The sequence below is a fragment of the Paraburkholderia acidicola genome (assembly GCF_002362315.1).
GTDB classification, from domain to species: domain Bacteria; phylum Pseudomonadota; class Gammaproteobacteria; order Burkholderiales; family Burkholderiaceae; genus Paraburkholderia; species Paraburkholderia acidicola.
This window is the reverse complement of the sequence record NZ_MTZV01000004.1, coordinates 360,239-377,248: the sequence shown is the minus strand read 5'-3', so window position 1 is coordinate 377,248 and position 17,010 is coordinate 360,239. Positions and strand designations below refer to the sequence as shown.

14 protein-coding genes are annotated in these 17,010 nt (G+C 56.2%); 5 read left to right on the top strand and 9 right to left on the bottom strand.

The genetic code is table 11. From position 1 onward, the window contains the following. Positions 1 to 151: 151 nt before the first annotated feature. Together BWP39_RS11925 and BWP39_RS11920 are read left to right on the top strand one after the other, a co-directional pair. Positions 152 to 1,252, top strand: a complete 1,101-nt coding sequence (locus tag BWP39_RS11925) for an acyltransferase family protein (RefSeq protein ID WP_096720373.1) — start codon at positions 152 to 154, stop codon at positions 1,250 to 1,252. A 379-nt stretch (positions 1,253 to 1,631) separates the two neighbouring features. Then, positions 1,632 to 3,590, top strand: a complete 1,959-nt coding sequence (locus tag BWP39_RS11920) for a hypothetical protein (RefSeq protein WP_133116861.1) — start codon at positions 1,632 to 1,634, stop codon at positions 3,588 to 3,590. Positions 3,591 to 3,700: 110 nt separating this feature from the next. On the opposite strand, the gene BWP39_RS11915 is transcribed toward BWP39_RS11920, so the two are convergent. The 9 genes from BWP39_RS11915 to BWP39_RS11875 form a co-directional block, all read right to left on the bottom strand. Next, the gene (locus BWP39_RS11915; RefSeq protein ID WP_096720369.1) at positions 3,701 to 4,552 is read right to left on the bottom strand and encodes a class I SAM-dependent methyltransferase; all 852 of its coding nucleotides are present in this window, start codon (positions 4,550 to 4,552) and stop codon (positions 3,701 to 3,703) included. A 122-nt stretch (positions 4,553 to 4,674) separates the two neighbouring features. Further along, entirely contained in the window at positions 4,675 to 5,583 is a 909-nt protein-coding gene (locus BWP39_RS11910) for a methyltransferase (RefSeq protein ID WP_096720367.1), read from the bottom strand. Positions 5,584 to 5,854: 271 nt separating this feature from the next. Further along, on the bottom strand, positions 5,855 to 6,280 hold the full coding sequence (locus BWP39_RS11905) for a GtrA family protein (protein ID WP_096720365.1): 426 nt from the start codon (positions 6,278 to 6,280) through the stop codon (positions 5,855 to 5,857). Continuing rightward, positions 6,277 to 7,560, bottom strand: a complete 1,284-nt coding sequence (locus BWP39_RS11900; RefSeq protein WP_096720363.1) for an NAD(P)/FAD-dependent oxidoreductase — start codon at positions 7,558 to 7,560, stop codon at positions 6,277 to 6,279. Before BWP39_RS11900 ends, BWP39_RS11905 begins: the two co-directional genes overlap by 4 nt. Before the next feature lie 13 nt (positions 7,561 to 7,573). Beyond that, on the bottom strand, positions 7,574 to 8,512 hold the full coding sequence (locus tag BWP39_RS11895) for an NAD-dependent epimerase/dehydratase family protein (RefSeq protein ID WP_096720361.1): 939 nt from the start codon (positions 8,510 to 8,512) through the stop codon (positions 7,574 to 7,576). Between the two features lie 123 nt (positions 8,513 to 8,635). After that, complete coding sequence (locus tag BWP39_RS11890) at positions 8,636 to 10,321, bottom strand: hypothetical protein (RefSeq protein WP_207556768.1); 1,686 nt, start codon at positions 10,319 to 10,321, stop codon at positions 8,636 to 8,638. 36 nt (positions 10,322 to 10,357) lie between these two features. Then, positions 10,358 to 11,098 carry an SDR family oxidoreductase gene (locus BWP39_RS11885; RefSeq protein WP_096720357.1) on the bottom strand — a complete coding sequence of 247 codons (741 nt, stop codon included), beginning with the start codon at positions 11,096 to 11,098 and terminating at the stop codon, positions 10,358 to 10,360. Continuing rightward, positions 11,095 to 12,411, bottom strand: coding sequence for an FAD-binding oxidoreductase (locus tag BWP39_RS11880; protein WP_096720355.1), 1,317 nt, complete (start codon positions 12,409 to 12,411; stop codon positions 11,095 to 11,097). The genes BWP39_RS11885 and BWP39_RS11880 overlap by 4 nt, the downstream gene beginning before the upstream one ends. Before the next feature lie 3 nt (positions 12,412 to 12,414). Beyond that, on the bottom strand, positions 12,415 to 13,839 hold the full coding sequence (locus BWP39_RS11875; protein ID WP_096720353.1) for a UbiA family prenyltransferase: 1,425 nt from the start codon (positions 13,837 to 13,839) through the stop codon (positions 12,415 to 12,417). Between the two features lie 326 nt (positions 13,840 to 14,165). Here BWP39_RS11875 and BWP39_RS11870 point away from each other — a divergent pair, with 326 nt between their 5' ends. From BWP39_RS11870 to BWP39_RS11860, 3 genes are read left to right on the top strand one after another with little or no spacing between them, the layout of a single operon-like run. Beyond that, positions 14,166 to 15,011, top strand: a complete 846-nt coding sequence (locus BWP39_RS11870) for a glycosyltransferase family protein (RefSeq protein WP_096720351.1) — start codon at positions 14,166 to 14,168, stop codon at positions 15,009 to 15,011. Then, positions 15,008 to 15,964, top strand: coding sequence for a UDP-glucose 4-epimerase family protein (locus BWP39_RS11865; RefSeq protein ID WP_096720349.1), 957 nt, complete (start codon positions 15,008 to 15,010; stop codon positions 15,962 to 15,964). Before BWP39_RS11870 ends, BWP39_RS11865 begins: the two co-directional genes overlap by 4 nt. An 8-nt stretch (positions 15,965 to 15,972) precedes the next feature. Continuing rightward, positions 15,973 to 17,007, top strand: coding sequence for an MraY family glycosyltransferase (locus BWP39_RS11860; RefSeq protein WP_096720347.1), 1,035 nt, complete (start codon positions 15,973 to 15,975; stop codon positions 17,005 to 17,007). Positions 17,008 to 17,010: the final 3 nt, after the last annotated feature.

Genomic DNA, 17,010 nt, shown 5'->3' with positions numbered 1-17,010 from the left:
GACACTGGGTCTTTGCTTGGCTTTTGGGAGGTCCAAGAATGGGGCGCGGCGCATCGGTGGTTTGCGTTCGTGCTCCTACTGGGGGAGCACAAATCGGCAGTTGACTCGAATGGTATGATGCCGCGTTATTCACCTTGATTTCTCACGTTCAATGGAACCTCAAAAGCTCGGCTTTATAGATTCACTTCGTGGCTTTGCGGCATTGTACGTACTCGTTTTTCATTTCAGTCTCATCACGACGCCCGCCGCGGTTGCCCCTCGATGGCTGGCGCCATTCACAGGTTTGGGCGGCTCGGGTGTGACCCTCTTCTTTGTGGTCAGCGCGTTTACCTTGTGCCTGTCGTCGGACTCGCGTCGACGGGACGAAGGCACCCCTCTCAGAAATTTCTACATCCGCCGATTCTTTCGCATTGCGCCGCTGTTCTACGTCTGGATCGTCCTCTATTGCATCCGGGACAAGGTTATTTTTGATGTACTCCATTCGCCGGCGGAAATAGCGCGAAGCGTTTTCTTTGTGCTTAACTTCTTTCCTGGGCACGAGCAAGGATTTGTCTGGGCGAGCTGGACTCTTGGCGTCGAGATGCTTTTCTATCTCGCGTTCCCTTTGTTTTTCAAGCTCGCTTCGAATTTCGGCCGGGCGGTCGCGATGTTCCTTGTTTCGCTTCTTTGCCGATGGGTCTGGCACTACGTTATTCTGATGCTGGTGGTTGACCAGTCCGTGGCCTCGACGTACTACAATTTCAGTCTCCTGCACCACATTCCTACGTTTTTTCTTGGGATAGTGGCGTATCGGCTGTATTCGATTCTGGATATGAATCGCGCTCGGCAACATGGCGTCGGCGAGTTGCTGATCGCCGCAGGTCTCTTTGGCTTACTCGCCATTGCCTACGGGATGATCAACACCGAGCAGGTCGACGGGATTACCGTTCAGGCGGTCATTTACGGCGTCCTGTTGATCGGTCTAGCGATCAAGGCACCTGGTTGGTTCGTTAATCCGGTCACGCGCTTTTACGGCAAGATTAGCTACTCGGTGTACCTCAGCCATGCGACGACGCTGTTCCTGATGTCCAGTGTTTTTGGATTCATCTATAGGCGGCTCACATACGTCACCTTCGCCTACGCGGTTTCTCTCGTGATCGGACTTGCAGTGGTAACGCTGATTTCGTATGTTACTTATCGCTTCGTTGAAACCCCTGGGAACAACGCCGGGCGGATTCTGATTCGGTTGTTACGTCGCACTGTCGCGGTTTAGCAAGAGCACACGTAGTCGGCTGCGACCGCCGATTCCATCGACGGAGCCGGTGCAGCAGAATGATATGATCGGCCCGACCTGATTCCAACACGCCGCCATGTCAAGTAGAGCTTCGAAATATTCAGTCTGCGTACTCCTCCTCGTGGCGCTGCTTGCTGCGATTCTCTCTCTTGGCAAGGTATCCGCTCCCCGACCGCTTGTGGTGGCTAGCGGCTGGACCGAGACTGGATTGTTCCCGCCATTGAAGGATGCGCCCTCTGCCTTGCAGGTACCGCAGACAATGCTCGATTCCCCGGGCTTCGCTATGTGGAGAACGTGGAGTTCGACAGGGGCAACGAAAGGAACTATCGAAAGCCCCCCGTTCAAGGCTCCCCACTACATGGCAGTTCCATTCCAGAGGGGGGGTAATCGCGGCTACGTCAACGCTGACGAGATCAATCTCGAATGCAAAGCCTCGGGGCGCCGCCTGATAGTCAGCAGTTTGCAGACGTTTGATGAGTGGAGCGTTGCGTATGTGAGCGTGCCCGCATCCTTCTGTGCATCAGAGGTCAGTCTGATTGCGGTTTCGAACGCCGCAGCTCCGGACTCGTATCTGGGCATTGCCACTCCATTCGAGGTGTCGCGCGCAACTTATCTGGCCAATTCCGGGTTCGGAGTGAAGCAGATGATCGTTGCTGCCACCATGCTCGTACTCCTCGTCATCTTCTTTGCGTCGCACGTCATCGTAGCGGGGTTCCGTAAAGACGTCGACGCCTTCGGGGCAGGGATGATCGGCGTCGGCATCGCCGGCATGATTGTGTTCAGCGCAGCGGCTATCAATCCAGTTCTGGCGCGCGCAACGGGTGTCGCTATTCTTGCTTCATCGATTTGGCTTTGCGCGTGGGGATTTGCGAAGGGTGATCTCAGGACAGTGTGGAATCAGCACCGTACGGCGTTGACTCTGTGGCTGGCTGCGGCGATGTGCCTCACATCGTTTGTAGCGGGTATCGACAACGGCGGGGGACGATGGGCGGTAAATGCAATGTTCTCGCCCTTGAGCTGGTCGACTGACAATGAAAATCCGATCGTCTTTGCCCAGGCGCTCGCTCACAGTTATGGTCCCATGCTCGCCGGCCCGTGGTTTCTGGATGATAGAACTCCATTGCTGACCGTCTTGCTGATCATTCCCCAGACGTTATTCATCGAACCGATTGCGGAGCTTGTTGGCAGCGACTTCGTCTACAACGCTGATGGAATCGCGGGGATTGCGATCCTCACGATGTGGATTCCCGTAGTCGCGTGGTTTGCGACCAAAATCGAGGTGCGGCATCGCACTTTCTTCGTCGCGCTTGTGCTGCTATCACCATTCGCACTCTTCAACACCCTGTACATATGGGGGAAGATGCTGGGCGCGGGTTATATCCTGCTAGCCGTCGGTCTAATGCTCTCAGTACCGGTCGACCCGGACCGGCCGCGCTCGAATCTGTCGTTGATTCCGTCGGCGTTGGCGTTGTCCTACCTCGCTCACTCCGGCAATGCGATAGCAGCGATTGCTTTCCTTATCGTATTCTTCCCGGTCCTCCGGGTTCGCGACTGGCGAATCCTGTTGGTGGGAACGCTACTTGCATTAGCGGTGATGGCGCCATGGCAAATCTGGACGACATTCGTCCAGCCGCATGGAAACGCCCTAACCCGTTTTCAGTTAGCGAATGACGTGGGATTCGACCATCGAGCGAAGTCTGTGTTGACGAGCATGCTCGAGACGCTTCGTGCGACGGGATGGGGAAAATGGTTTCAAATGAAGCGATTTTCGTTCCATCTGCTCGGTGATGTGCCGGGGAACGTGGTGCTGTATCGCCCTATCGACAACCGCTCGCCTAGCTGGCTTGGAAACCAGCGCGCCAAGGATTTTGCAGTGCTGGCCCGCACGGTTGGAATCCCGATGCTTGGCGTTCTGCCGGCACTCGTGGCATGGATTCGCGGAAAGGCAGATCCCCTCGTGACACGGCTGATCTGGTGCGGTTTTCTCGGCATTGTTGCGATGACGCTGCTTATCATCCAGATTGCCGTCGTACACCACATGGCTTATGGATCTGTGATCCTGCTGGCCATCGCTGGCTCCATGTACCTCGCGAATCGTGCGTCGGTATGGCCGAAGGCACTGTTTATCGCGTACTGCCTGTATGGCGGCATTACATGGATAGTCGACCCAATCACTCACGCGGATCACCTACACGTGGCTCCGCTGATCTATTGTGCTTTATGGGGAATCGTTGGGGCGTACGCCGCAATGTGTCTACCCGCCTGCAAGGTCAACCATCAGCGTCTCTGGGAGACTAGCCGCGGCGCTTATGCCTGATGGTGGCGAAGGCGTAGGCGACAATGTGACCGCCCAACACAAAGTCGCCGAGCCACAGGTATGCTTCACCGGAAGGCCCCTATTCGGGCATGGTGAACTCCTCCGCTGACCTAGTTTGGTTTCATGAACACTAGCGTCTGGAACGGATCCTGCAAAAAGCAATCCGTTCCAACGATTTCCCAATCAGTCCATTGGCGCCGGATGTACTCAAGCGTGATCGACGTGTCACCGTATGTGATATCCCCGTCGATTGGGGCGCGGCCATGCGGCGTGAAGGCGAAACCTTTCGATGCATGATCCCGCTTCATTTGCTCTCGATCCACCTTGTTCTGCGCTTCGTCATGATGATCCCAATACGTCACGGGGCGGATAGTGATAACCATGATGCCATCTGGTTTGATTGATTTGCGACACGCGGCAAGCGCAGCTGATGCGGCCCGTTGCGATAAGTGAGTAAAGACGGAAAATGCATAGATCAAGTCAAAATTCACGCCAGCGAAAGGGAGTGCAGTTGGTAAATACTCCGACTGAGAAAGGTTCGCCTTCAAACCAGCCTCGTCACAAAGTTCAATCGAACGAGCCCACGGGTCACATCCATAGAGGTTTTTGGGTTCCGTGAATTTGTACATCAAGCGGATCAATCGCCCCCAGCCGCAACCGTAGTCCAGTATCCGCGCGCCATCAAGTGAACGGCCTCCAAAACGGTTAAATCCGCTCTCCAACGCTCGCACGAATGCGCAACTTTGCATCAGTAGGGTATGTCCGGCCGACCCCGTCCAGCTAACCTGAACATCTTCCGGTGCCATAGCTGGTAACGCTCGACGGACAGCATCATATTCCGGTGGAATGTAATTCAATACATCCGCGACCAGATCGATTGGTAACTTGCGCAGTTCTCGAAAGATGGCTTCCTGATCGCTAGCAACCGATGTAAGTTTTTCGTATGCGTCGACTCTGTCCATCTAGGCCTCGATAAATTTCCAAATAATTAGCTCAACAGGGCAATCGAAGCAATTTCTCCACTTACTCGATTGTTGTGGACACTGTGCGATTTTCAGACACGCACATTGAAGATTTGAAATCGCTACGCCAATCGGTGCTTCAGGCGGCGAGCTACGTTATGAAGTCGCTTAGGGATGATGGTCGTTTGAAGCTTTCGCCAGTCAACGATCGTTCGTGGCGGCAGCGGTGATGCTAATTTTTCCATCTCCTCCCAGGTTGCAGCGGCATAGCCTACATCCGCGCATTCCTGCATATGGACATGGAACTCGAGCTCGTTTCGCGCAGTGTCAAAAAACTTGGCACAAGACATGCGAAGAAGGTTGTTTTCTACAAGCTGTCGGCAAATTCTTGCAAACCCCGCTGGGGTGAATACCCAGCAATGTACATCATGGTAATGGCCGTTCGTAAAGGCGTCCTGTGCGGTTCCTATCGCGTCTGCAAATGTATGTGCCGGTCGGCCATTGGATGATCTGCCAAGCCAGATCTCACTCACGCTTACATCATAGCGGACGTTCAGGATGTGATCGATAACGGCTTGTGGTTGTGGAATGCGTGCACGCACAACATAAGCACTTAGCACATCGCTTAAGCGGGATTCCTCCCGCTTAAGATCAAACGTGAAGCGTTTGTCGGGAACGGCAAGACGCAACTGCCCATTGGGTTTCAGGACCGCGCTGACTTCAGTTAGCCAACCGACAAGATCAGGAACATGCTCAATAACGTGTGAAGCAATCACATAGTCGAGACATTTACCGCCAAGTGCCTCGGACAAAGATTGTTTTCCCCAAACCGCGTCCACGTCAACAATCGCATTTGTGTCAACCTGTGGGTCGTTCTTGTATTTTTCCCGTAAATCTGCCGTACTAGCGTGATCGACGTAATAGATCGCACCATCGCTTCTGCTGACGATGGGCCGGCAAAGAGCTCCAATTTCTGCGCCGATGCCGGTTGAGATGTTCAGCCCAGCCAGGAGTTTTTCCTTGTGATTCACTCGATGCCCCTCAGATAGTTCCGCAGCATGTCAACGACAGTACACGGGATCGCAGGTTTTCAATGAACCGCTAAGATGATACCAACCATTTCAATTCAACGAAAATGAATTGACGGTGGCAGTGCAAGAACAAGCCGACAGTCTTCGCAATATCGGAGACATATTCGCTCCAAGGCCATCTTATGTCGCAAACGGGTTTCCGACGACTACTGTGTCCTGGCACGGTCCAGTTTCGCTGACGACACGAAAAATCCGAGGACTGTGGGCACAATCAATGCTTAAAACTCCATCTTTTGTGCCCAACGTAACTCGTAAACACTGGAACCACGACACCGAACAAATGCGCGATATCTCGCGTATGCCAGTTGAATCCAATTGACGGGAACACGTAGTACGCCAGCCCAACGCTAACGACCCAGGTTTGCGCCACAGCGACCAGATTTACCAGCGAGAAAAAGAAAATCGATCGCCCGGTTGACTGTGTGCTCTTTGTAAACACAAATAGCTTCACCAGCACGAATGCCGTGATCATCCCCGTGATATAGGCAACGACGATCGCCGCTGTGAAGGGCATCCACACGTTGTAGACGATCCGGCTTCCCCAGTTTACCGCCGCCGCGAAGCCACCCGTGAGCAGGAATAGGAGAAAGTTCGTCGAGACGAACGTTCGCTTGGCGCCCGCTTGCGCTCGCGTCATATCATCCTCGCCATCTTTCGTGACAATCCAATGCTCTCTGAGATACCGCGGTCCTCAGGGTAGTAGTACGACGTGTCAGCGACCAGCAAGCCGTTGACGGGGAGCTGGATCGGTGGGAGACGATCCAGATAGCCCGGCTCGCAAATCGGCTGAGCGAACCGATACCGGCTTGCGCGTACGTCGATGAAGTCGTCCAGTGTTAACGCTGGGTTGATCTTCATCAAATAGCGTTTCACTTTGTCTATGAAGACTGAGTCGGCCTCCTGATACTTGGGATGCTCGCCTGGAATGTAGAACGGAACATAGACAATATGCTCGTCCAGCGGTCGTAAATTCGTGTACTCCACGATGCCCGGAATATCCATCTCAGGATCGTTTGTGTTGAGCCAGAAATTTTCGGTGACCGCCTTCTTCAACTTCGCGATGACGCAAACTACCGCGACGTTTTTTACGCTGCGAAATGCGTCGAGGATGTCTTTTGGCAGATCGGGCATCACACGTGGTACGTAGGGCAGTGGAATGGTGCTGATGACTTTGTCGAACGGCAGCACTTCGCCGCCGGCCTCGATACCAGTAACCGTGCCGTTTTCGATCACCACCTTTTGTACGGGCGTGCCTAACCTGAATTCACCCCCGTTAGCCTCGATGTACCGACGCATTTCTAAGAGCAATGTGTCCGAGCCACCCTCGAGATAGCCAAGTTTCTCGTGGAAAAGGTTGTAGCGCGACCGGCCGATGCGGCGGATACGGCTCCAGATCCACGCTGCAGAAAGGTTGTATGCGTGATCGTAGAACTTGTAGTCGAACAGACGGCGCCACAGCACTTCCCATGCTTCTTCACCAATCCAGCGGCGAATCCATCCTGTTGCTTCCACGTGATCCAGGGGCTTCCAGTCGTTTCGCTTGGTCGAGAGGAACGCATGCAATCCGTAACGGAATTTCGCTTGTAGACTCAAACCCTTGAATTTCAGAAGCGCGATCGGGTTGCCCCAAGGCTGGACGCAGCCCTGAAAGAAATACCCCATCTTTGTCTCACGCCATTGCATTTTCTCTTCGATGCCGAGCTCACGCAGTACTTCAAAGAAAGCATGATCCGAGATCGCGTGAAAGTGGTAATAGCGTTCGATCGAAAGTCCTCCAAAGTCGAAACATGCCGCCATCCCGCCGACACGATCGTCTGCTTCAAAGATGACCGGTTTGCGCCCGTCTTTAACCAGTTGATAAGCCGCTCCAAGACCCATCGGACCGGCTCCCAAAACTGCGATACGCTCTGTGCTCATAGATGTTGTTCGCTCAAAATTCGAGTGCAATCTGGCTATATGTCGGATCGTTGAAAGTCTCATCCATCGCCGTCGCAAAGGGCGTGGCGCGGATATTAAAGATACCTTCCCAGTCGATGACCTCGAACTCGTCGCCAGCAGTCAGGGCCTTCAGTTGATCGGCGGTGAACGGCGGGTTCTTGTCGAACAGCGCATAGATCTTTAACAGCACATAGAAGAGGCTGTAGGGAATGCGGACTATCGCGCAGCGCGCGCGGGTCGCGCGCTTGATCTGCCTGATAATGTCGATATAGTCGACGCGCTCGAGGCCCGTAATATTGAATGCCTGACCTTTGATCCGGGATTCCACGCAGCTAATGATCACGTTGCAGAAGTCGCCGACATAGAGAGGTTGGCGCATATAGCGTCCGCTGCCCGGAATGGGGAATACCGGCACGCGATGCATGAAGCGGGACAGCCAGCCGAGATGCTTTCGATCGAACCAGCCGAACATCAACGTAGGTCGCAACACGACGCACTCGATACCTGAAGCGAGCACGATCTCTTCCTGTTCGCGCTTGGTCTCCGTATAGAAGTCTTCTCCAACCGAGTTTACGACCGACGAACTGATGTGCACGGTATAGGGAATCTGATAGTGCATGATCACGTCGAGTACGTTGCGTGTCGCAGTGATGTTATTGCGGACAAACGGTTCTCGGGTGGGCGCACCGATCTGGGCCTGAAGCATCACTACGAGATCGGCACCCTCAAAGTATTTGGCCCAATCGCCTGGCTCGGCGAGATCGGCGGACACCGCGGTCACGTCCGGATGCACCTGTCGCAGTATGTCCAGATTGGCCTCGTGCTTATCGAGCACGACAAGGTTGTTGTACCCACGCGCTTTCAGGCGTGCGACGAGGTTTTGGCCGACTAGGCCAGCGCCACCTGGAAGAAGAATGCGAGTCTGTTTCATACGTTTGCCGGCGAGTAGAAATGTACTTCTGCGATGTTGTATCTTCGAATGATACAGGCAGACCCTGTGTGTCCAGTTAATCTGGATTGGGGCAGTTCGGTCAACGCCTCTGTCGATCGATCACTACGATGGGGTTGGAGAGGTCACGGTAATCGCCCTTTCTTCCGGTAATGCGCAGTAGGCGCCTGAGCCTGTCTGGCCGTTGATCCGGATGCCGCCACCCGCAGGCGCCTTGAAGAAGGCGGTCCAGCCGCTGAATCTCGCCGGTCGTCCAAATATAGTGTCGACATCGAGCCGTTGCCCCCCCGACACACCTGTGCCCAATGTATCGCCGCTCGAATCGGTGACAACAAGCTGGCGAGGTGTTTCTTTGCTGGCCGCATCGTAGATCCAGCCCGACGCGCGGTAGACACCGGGCGTCGTGGTCTGCGAGATCTCATCGATTGCCCCGTTACACTGCGAGTCAGCGCTGACATGGGCGGGTGGCGCAAGGAAGTCAGGCTGGTCCGGCGCGAAGATAGAAAGCTGCGCAATCTCCGCTTGTTTGGCGGTGACGATCAGTGCGTCGGGGAACGGATAAACCGCCTGAGTGATGTCGCGATCGTAGACATGAGAGCGAAGTGCAAGACCTGCGACCATGCGTGCGTACGTTATATTTTTCTCTTTTATAAACACGAAGCGTTGATCGAAGAGAACTAGCATTGTCGCAAGACCGGCAACGATAAGAACGCACCTGCGTTGTGTCGTAGAGCGACTGTTGAGCGCGGCAAAAGCGATTAGCGCGAGCCAGGCTGCAAGGGATGCCGTCGTGTAGCGAGAAGCAAGTGCTGTATCTAGTCCGAGCCACAGACGCCCCATCGCCGTGAGCAGCGCATTTCCGCCAACGAACCCGGCGAACGCAAGTAACGATGTGGCACGGAGCGACTTTCTGCCAGGTTGTAATGCCCTGATGCACCCAATGATGAGCGTCGCCAGAACGAAGGTTCCACAGATGTAGGCGCCCGTCTGCCTAAGATGCGCATGAAATGCAGGAGCTCCGAGATACAGCAACACATAGCGAAGAATGCCAAACGGGTGTTCGCGAAGTCCAGTAGCCAGGTTGCCACTGCTGGCGACAGGATGCCAACCTACAAAGTAGGTAAGCCATACCGTGATGCCTATGACGAGGATTGCTAGTAGCCCGCGCAGATTCAGGCGCAGATAAATGGCCTGAAGCATCAGGACCGGAAACACGAGGACGCCACTGGACATCGAATAAGCAGCGATCGAAGCGCTCGTCACTGCGACCGCGAGCCATCCCAGTGACCCCCGGGGTTCACGCTGCGCGTTGCACTCAACAGCGCGGTCGATCGAATGAAACGCAAGTAACGCGAATAAATAGACGGCGAACCACTGGCTCTGAAACCCCCACGTGAAGTTCTCATTCTGGATCCAGGAGAAGCTGAACACGAGGGCGGCACCCGCTACACCAAGCTGTGCTCCGCGCGTGAGCGTCTGGCAGTGATGTACTGTAATGCGGAAAAAAGCCAAAGCGAACGCGCCAGCGAGCCCGAGATTCGCGATCAGCGATAGCACGTTTCGTCCGCCGAAATAGCGGACATCAGCAAAGAATATGAGCCGCGAGAATGCAAGGCGGTGTTCGTTGTGTTGCTCGAAGAATGCAGGCCAAGGTGCTTGCATCGCACGCATGTAAAACCCGATCGAGCCGTCCCACGAATCATTGATCGGAAGCGGTGAGAAATTTTGCCACACAGCTATGCTGGTCGTCACCAGCGTAGCGACTCCCAGAGCGAAGACGATGTAGTTCAATAAAGCTTGTTTGTTATTCGCAAACATTCGCTCGTCTCACAACGACGCGCGCTTGAACAGCAGTCTCGGCACTGATCGAATGATTAACATGATGATCGACCAGAACCACGGCGTGTACAGAACATCCTTGCGCTTGTCGATCGCACGGACAATATCCGCCGCAACCCTGTCAGGTGTCGCAACAAGCGGTCCTGGCAACGGTAGTCCCACTGTCATCGGCGTTGCGACAAATCCTGGTTTGATCGTCAAGACATGCACGCCGACTTTGAATAGCCGGGCATTCAACCCTTCACAGAACGCGGTAAGAGCAGCCTTTGCACTCCCATAGAGGTAGTTCGACGGTCGCCCACGATCCCCAGCTACCGACGAAATCACCGCCAGCGCGCCGCGCTTCTGCGCCTCGAGCACGTTGGCGATCGGCGTCAGCAAAGCGATCACTGACACGGCATTCGTGTTGAATTCCCGCACCGCAACCGCAGGGTCGGCTTGGCAGGCAGCCTGATCGGGCAAAGTTCCAGGTGCGACCAGCACGACATCCAGCGTGCCCAGTTCACCTGTGCAACGCTGCAACATGGTGGCGTGCTGATCGAGCTTGTCTATGTCGAGTTGATGTGTCGCAGCGAACTGCGCACCGCGTGTTGTCAGATCCGCTGCGACCTGCTCAAGCCGTTCGCCGTTACGTGCGACGAGGAAAAAACGCGCACCTTGCGTTGCCCATTGACGAGCGCATGCGATAGCAATTGCAGATGTGGCACCGACGATAAGAATGTTTTTCATGTTCGAGTGGTCCGTTCCCAGAAGCGCGAGAGCATCGCCGGGTCGCGCAGCGCTTCAAGTTGTTGCCATTGAGGATAAGCGACGCGAAAGTCGGCGCCTGGCATATGCGCATCCTTCGCGGGATAAATGCGGCCTCCGGCCTCACGTACGATCGCATCGAGTTGCGAGAAAAGTCGCGCATTCAGAGCATCGCGCTGTGGAAAATCGAGTGCTAGCGATGTGCCTTCGATCGGAAAAGAGAGCAGTCCAGGTGAGCGTAAATCGCCGCACCGTTTCAGCACCGCGAGAAATGAACCGGTGCCGCTATGCGCAATAGCATCAAGAATCGCGCGAATTGCGTCACGCGCCACACCCGGCGGTACGACGCACTGATATTGCTGAAAGCCCGCCCGCCCATAAATCCGATTCCACTCCAGCAAGCTGTCGAGTGGGTAGAAGTAGGCGTCGTAGCTGACCTGTGCCTGCACTTCGGCGCGTCGTTGGCGGCGATAGTAGAGTTCGTTGAACGCGCCCAAGGTCGTGCGGTTGAATACCGGTATGGGTAGTGTGAACGGGACCGCACGCTTTTTGCGCTTCACGACTTCGAGTGGCCCCGTGGGCGCATGATCGCCAACCATGAAGATGCCGCGCCCAAGCTGCGTACCGCGGCTCTGGCAGTCCACCCACGCGACACTATATTCGTGCAGCGGATCGAGCCGTTCCGACAATGCAAAGAATTCGTCGAGATTAGCGAAGCGGATGCTGGTCATGTCGATCATGCTCGACTGGATCGGCATCAACTGGATTTCGGCCCATAGGATAAGCCCGGTGAGTCCGAGCCCGCCGATCGTCGCTGCGAAGAATTCTTCGCGCTCATTTGGACCACATTCGAATTGAGTGCCGTCGCTACGCACCAACGCAAAGCGGCGCACATGTCGGCCGAAGGTGCCGCGCACGTGATGGTTCTTGCCATGTACGTCGTTGGCGATCGCGCCACCCAGCGTCGCATACTTGGTACCGGGAGTAACCGGCAGTATCCACCCTCGCGGAATGGCAACATCGAGAATCTGTTCGAGCGTAACGCCCGGCTCGGCACGCAGCACACCGCTTTGCCAGTCTGCGGCAATAAGGCGGTCGAGCGGCAACGTTTGCAGGACATGCCCGGATGCAGCGAGGCAACTGTCGCCATAGCTGCGGCCGTTGCCAAACGGGAGCGTCGTTTGGTGATCTCGGATGACGCTTAGCCATTCAGTGGGCACGGCGTCCCGCCACATCACGGTATGAGCCTCTTGAGGCGCGTTTGGGTAGCGTCCCCACGACAGCACTGTGCTCATCGCTTAGGTGGCCGCCCAAAAAACTACACCGCACAGTGCGAACGTGAACAGGCTGACCCGGTCGCGTGCGGCGAAAACGATCGGATCATCGTGCATCAGGCCCCGATGAGCAATCATCCAGGTTCGGCTGATCCAGTAGAGGAGCAGTGGGCAGGCGAGCCAGATTATTTGAGGGTATCGATACAAGCCGGCGGTCTTGCCATCCTGGATGTATAGCGCCAGCACCAGCACCGCCAGATAACCTGCTGCAGTGCCGAGCGATGAGATCAGCGGCAGATCGCTTGCAACGTAGCCGCGCCCGCGCGTTTTCATGAGACCTCGTTCTTTCATCGAGTGCAGTTCGGCGTAGCGCTTGACTAGTGCGAGGCTCAGGAAAATAAACATCGAGAAAGCAAGCAGCCAGAACGTCAGGTGCGCTGCGACAGCCGCGGTTCCCGCGATGATCCGGATGGTGTAAAGCAGAGCCAGCACGACGACATCAACCATTACCTGGCGCTTGAGGAATACTGAGTAGGCAAGCGTTAGTACGTAGTATCCGAGCAGCACTGCCGAGAAGCGCCATGGTAATAAGACCCAGGCAAGAGCGAACGCGCTTATGAGCAGGACAGGAAACAGCGCGATTCCCCACATGAGTGGCAACGCACCCGATGCGAGTGGTCGCCTGCGTTTGACGGGATGGTGGCGGTCGTCTTCGAGATCGAGCAGGTCGTTCAGCAGATATACGCTGGAAGCGCAAAGACCAAACGCGAAAAACGCCAGTAGTGCGGCGATGGCGAGGTCAAGGTGCGACAACCTGTGTCCGGCCAGTAGGGGCACGAAGATCAGCAGGTTCTTTAGCCACTGATGCAGACGCAACGACTTCGCCCATATTTTCAGCGTAGGCGGCCGAGACTCGATTACCCGCTCTACATTGCCGATCTTGCTTGCTGCACGCTCCACCCCGTTGCAGGGATTGACGACATAGGCGCGTTCGGCGGACTGCCAGACGATGACGTCATCATGCGAATTGCCGACATAGTCGAAACCCTTTTCCCCGTACTCGGCCACAAGTACTTCGCGCTTGTTGCGCGCGGACAGGTTCACGTCGTCGTGTGTGGCGAAGGTGCGGTCGAAGATGCCGAGGTGCGCAGCAATGGCTTGCGCATAACGTTCGTGACTCGCTGTCGCCAGCACTAGCGAGCGGCCGGCCTTGCGCTCCGCTTTCAGCCAATCGAGCACCGTGGCGTCATAGGGCAGCACAGTAACGTCCACGTTTGTCGCATCTGCAAGATGTGCTTTCAGCCCAGGCTTGCCACCCTGTGCGAGCCATAACAGCGGCTTGTAGAAGCGGTGCGGTGCCGCTTTCAGGTAGGCGAATCCAGATTCGATCAAAACGTCCGAGCGAATCAATGTGCCATCGAGGTCGACGACGAGTGGTCTGCTGAGCATTCGGTCAGCCCTGCGGGCGGTAGTAGTGAGCGACGCTCCGCCGCAAGCGAGGCCGGGACACTGCGGCGTTCGAAAAGACGGTAAGCGGACAGGCGGCGCTACTTTACTATTTCATGACTGACCGCACAACATCTTACACGCGGAAGTGCCTGATTTTGTGGAACAAGTTAGCGTGTAAAGGCAGTTGTGCGATAAGTTAATCCAAGTGTATGAGCCGTAACAAAAGGCAAGCCTGATTGCCGAATGCCGGATTTTTGAGCAAACTGCCGTCTTGTTGCGGCCTCGCAACGAAAAGTGTCGGTGATAAGACACGCCGTTCTAACCACATGATTGTTACCAGCGTGCCGCGATCCGAAATCGAGGGTTTGTCAGTTTCCGTTGTCGTTTATCGGCCGAATCTGGCTCAACTGATGAGCACGCTCGCCAGTTTCAGCGCTGCGTGCGATGCACTGCGTGCGTCGCGCCCCGCGTTTCCAGTTGAAGTCTACCTGGTCGATAACGGTGGGTTGCCCGATATCAGCGCTGCGCTTCGAGATCTGCATGCCTGCAACATCACGTGTTCGATCGTGACCGGACACGGTAATGTGGGCTATGGACGCGGACACAATCTTGCGGTCGCACAGACGGAGCATCGTTATCACCTGGTGCTGAACCCAGACATCGACCTGGATCGCGACGCGCTCATAGAGGCGCTGAATTTCTTCGAGTCCCAGTTGGATGCGGGGTTGCTCAGCCCGTGCATCGGCGACGAGGAAGGGCGCTTGCAGTACTTGTGCCGCCGCTACCCAACACTGCTGGATTTGTTTGTCCGCGGCTTTTTGCCAGCGAGGATGCGTCGGTTCTTTGTGCGTCGTCTTGCACGGTACGAGATGCAGGATGCAATCAACGAACGCGACACAGTGTGGGATCCACCTATCGTCAGCGGCTGTTTCATGCTGTTTCGAACTACCGTGCTCAAAAAGCTCAAGGGCTTCGACGCCCGCTACTTTCTCTACTTCGAGGACTACGATCTGAGCCTGCGCACCCACGATATCGCTCGTGTAGTTTATGTGCCCGCCGTGCGCGTGCGACATCATGGCGGTGGCGCTGCCCGCAAGGGTTCGGCGCATATCCGGATGTTTGTGGCGTCGGCGTACAAGTTCTTCAACCGGTTCGGGTGGAAGTGGCTATGAGCCATATCCTTGTCACCGGTGCCAACGGATTCGTGGGTCGTGCGCTGAGTCGGGTGTTGATCGACGAAGGCTTCGCCGTTACTGGACTGGTGCGTCACTCGGGTACCTGCGCGAGTGGTGTGCAGGAATGGGTGGACGACAGCAAGGACTTCGCAGGCCTCGCCAAGGCGTGGCCGAACGCGCTGAAGCCAGACTGCGTGGTGCATCTGGCGGCTCGCGTCCATGTGTTGCGTGATGAAGCCGCCGACCCTGACGCTGCGTTTCGCGCGACCAACGTCGAAGGTGCGTTGCGGGTCGCCGAGGCGGCTTGTCAGCGCGGGGTACGACGCCTCGTGTTTGTAAGCAGCATCAAGGCCGTGGCCGAAACCGATACAGGGCATCCACTACGCGAGGACGATCCGCCGTTGCCACAAGATGCCTACGGCCGTTCGAAGCTCGAAGCAGAGCAGGCACTCGTTCGTTATGGAAACAAGACGGGCCTCGACGTCGTGATCGTTCGTCCACCGTTGGTGTATGGCCCGGAGGTCCGCGCGAATTTTCTGCGTCTACTGGATGCCGTGTGGAAGGGTGTGCCGCTACCGATTGCATCCGTGCGTGCGAGACGCAGCTTGGTGTACGTTGACAATCTGGCCGATGGCCTGATGCGCTGTGCGACAGATCCGCGTGCAGCTCATCAGTGCTTTCATGTTACTGATGGCATTGATCCGACGGTCGCGGAGCTGACTCGGGCGCTAGGCAGGCATCTGCAGAAACCTGCTCGGCTGCTGCCAGTGCCCGTGAGCTGCATGCGCGTCGCGGGGCGCATAACGCGTCGTTCGCCGCAAGTCGAGCGGTTGATCGGCAGCCTGCAGGTCGATTCGAGTCTGATTCGTTCTGTGCTGGGCTGGGAGCCACGATATTCGCTCGACGATGGGCTGGCCGCAACAGCCCGCTGGTATCGCTCGACGCATTGAGACAGTTCATGGTTATGCAAGCATTGATGGCGATTTCACCGCAGCTCGGCACGGCAGTTGTCGCGCTCGGCGCGGCATGTGCATGCGCGCTCATTCTGTCCATCCTGCTCAAAACCGGCTTGGCATGGCGTCTCGCTACCGACATTCCGAACGACCGTTCGCTACACAACCGTCCCACGCCACGAGTAGGGGGCTGGGGCATCGTGCCGGTCGTGGTCGTGGCGATCGCGCTGGTTGCGCCTAACCTTTGGTTCACAGCGGCTGCGACGGCGGTGCTCGCTGCGATGTCGCAGATCGACGATCGCCGCGGGCTTCCTGCCCGCGTCAGGTTCGCCGCACACCTGATTGCAGTCGTCGGACTCGTCGCGCTCTATCCCGCGCCAGTCCCCTGGTTGATGCTCGCCGCATTGTCATTTCTGATGCTCTGGCTGGTCAATCTTTACAACTTCATGGACGGCGCGGACGGACTCGCCGGTGGCATGACGCTGTTCGGCTTCTCCGGATATACCGTCGCGGCGTTAGTCAGCGCGCATCCGCTACCTGAACTGGCCCTGGCATCTGCAGCGGTAGCGGGTGCCGCGATCGGCTTCCTGCTATTCAACTTTCACCCCGCGCGAATTTTCCTCGGCGACGCAGGGTCTATCTCTACAGGCTTTCTGGCCGGCGCATTCGGTTACTGGGGCTGGCTCCACAGCGTCTGGCCCATCTGGTTTCCGGTACTGGTGTTCTCGCCATTTATTACGGACGCTTCGATTACCCTTACGCGGCGTTTATTGCGCGGTAAGAAATTTTGGCAAGCGCACAGAGAGCACTACTATCAACGTATGGTGCGTTCCGGCATGGGTCACGCCGGCACCGCTTGTGTTTGGTATCTCGTGATGGTTGTTGGCATAATGCTTGCTGTTTATGCACTCGACCTACCTTCGATTGTCCAGTGGAGTCTCGTTGCCACATGGATCGTCGCTTTGTGTTTGATGGGCGTAGCAGTCGATTTCCGCTGGCGCCGTTTCCAGTCAACACAGTCCGAACACTCTGAGGTATGACGC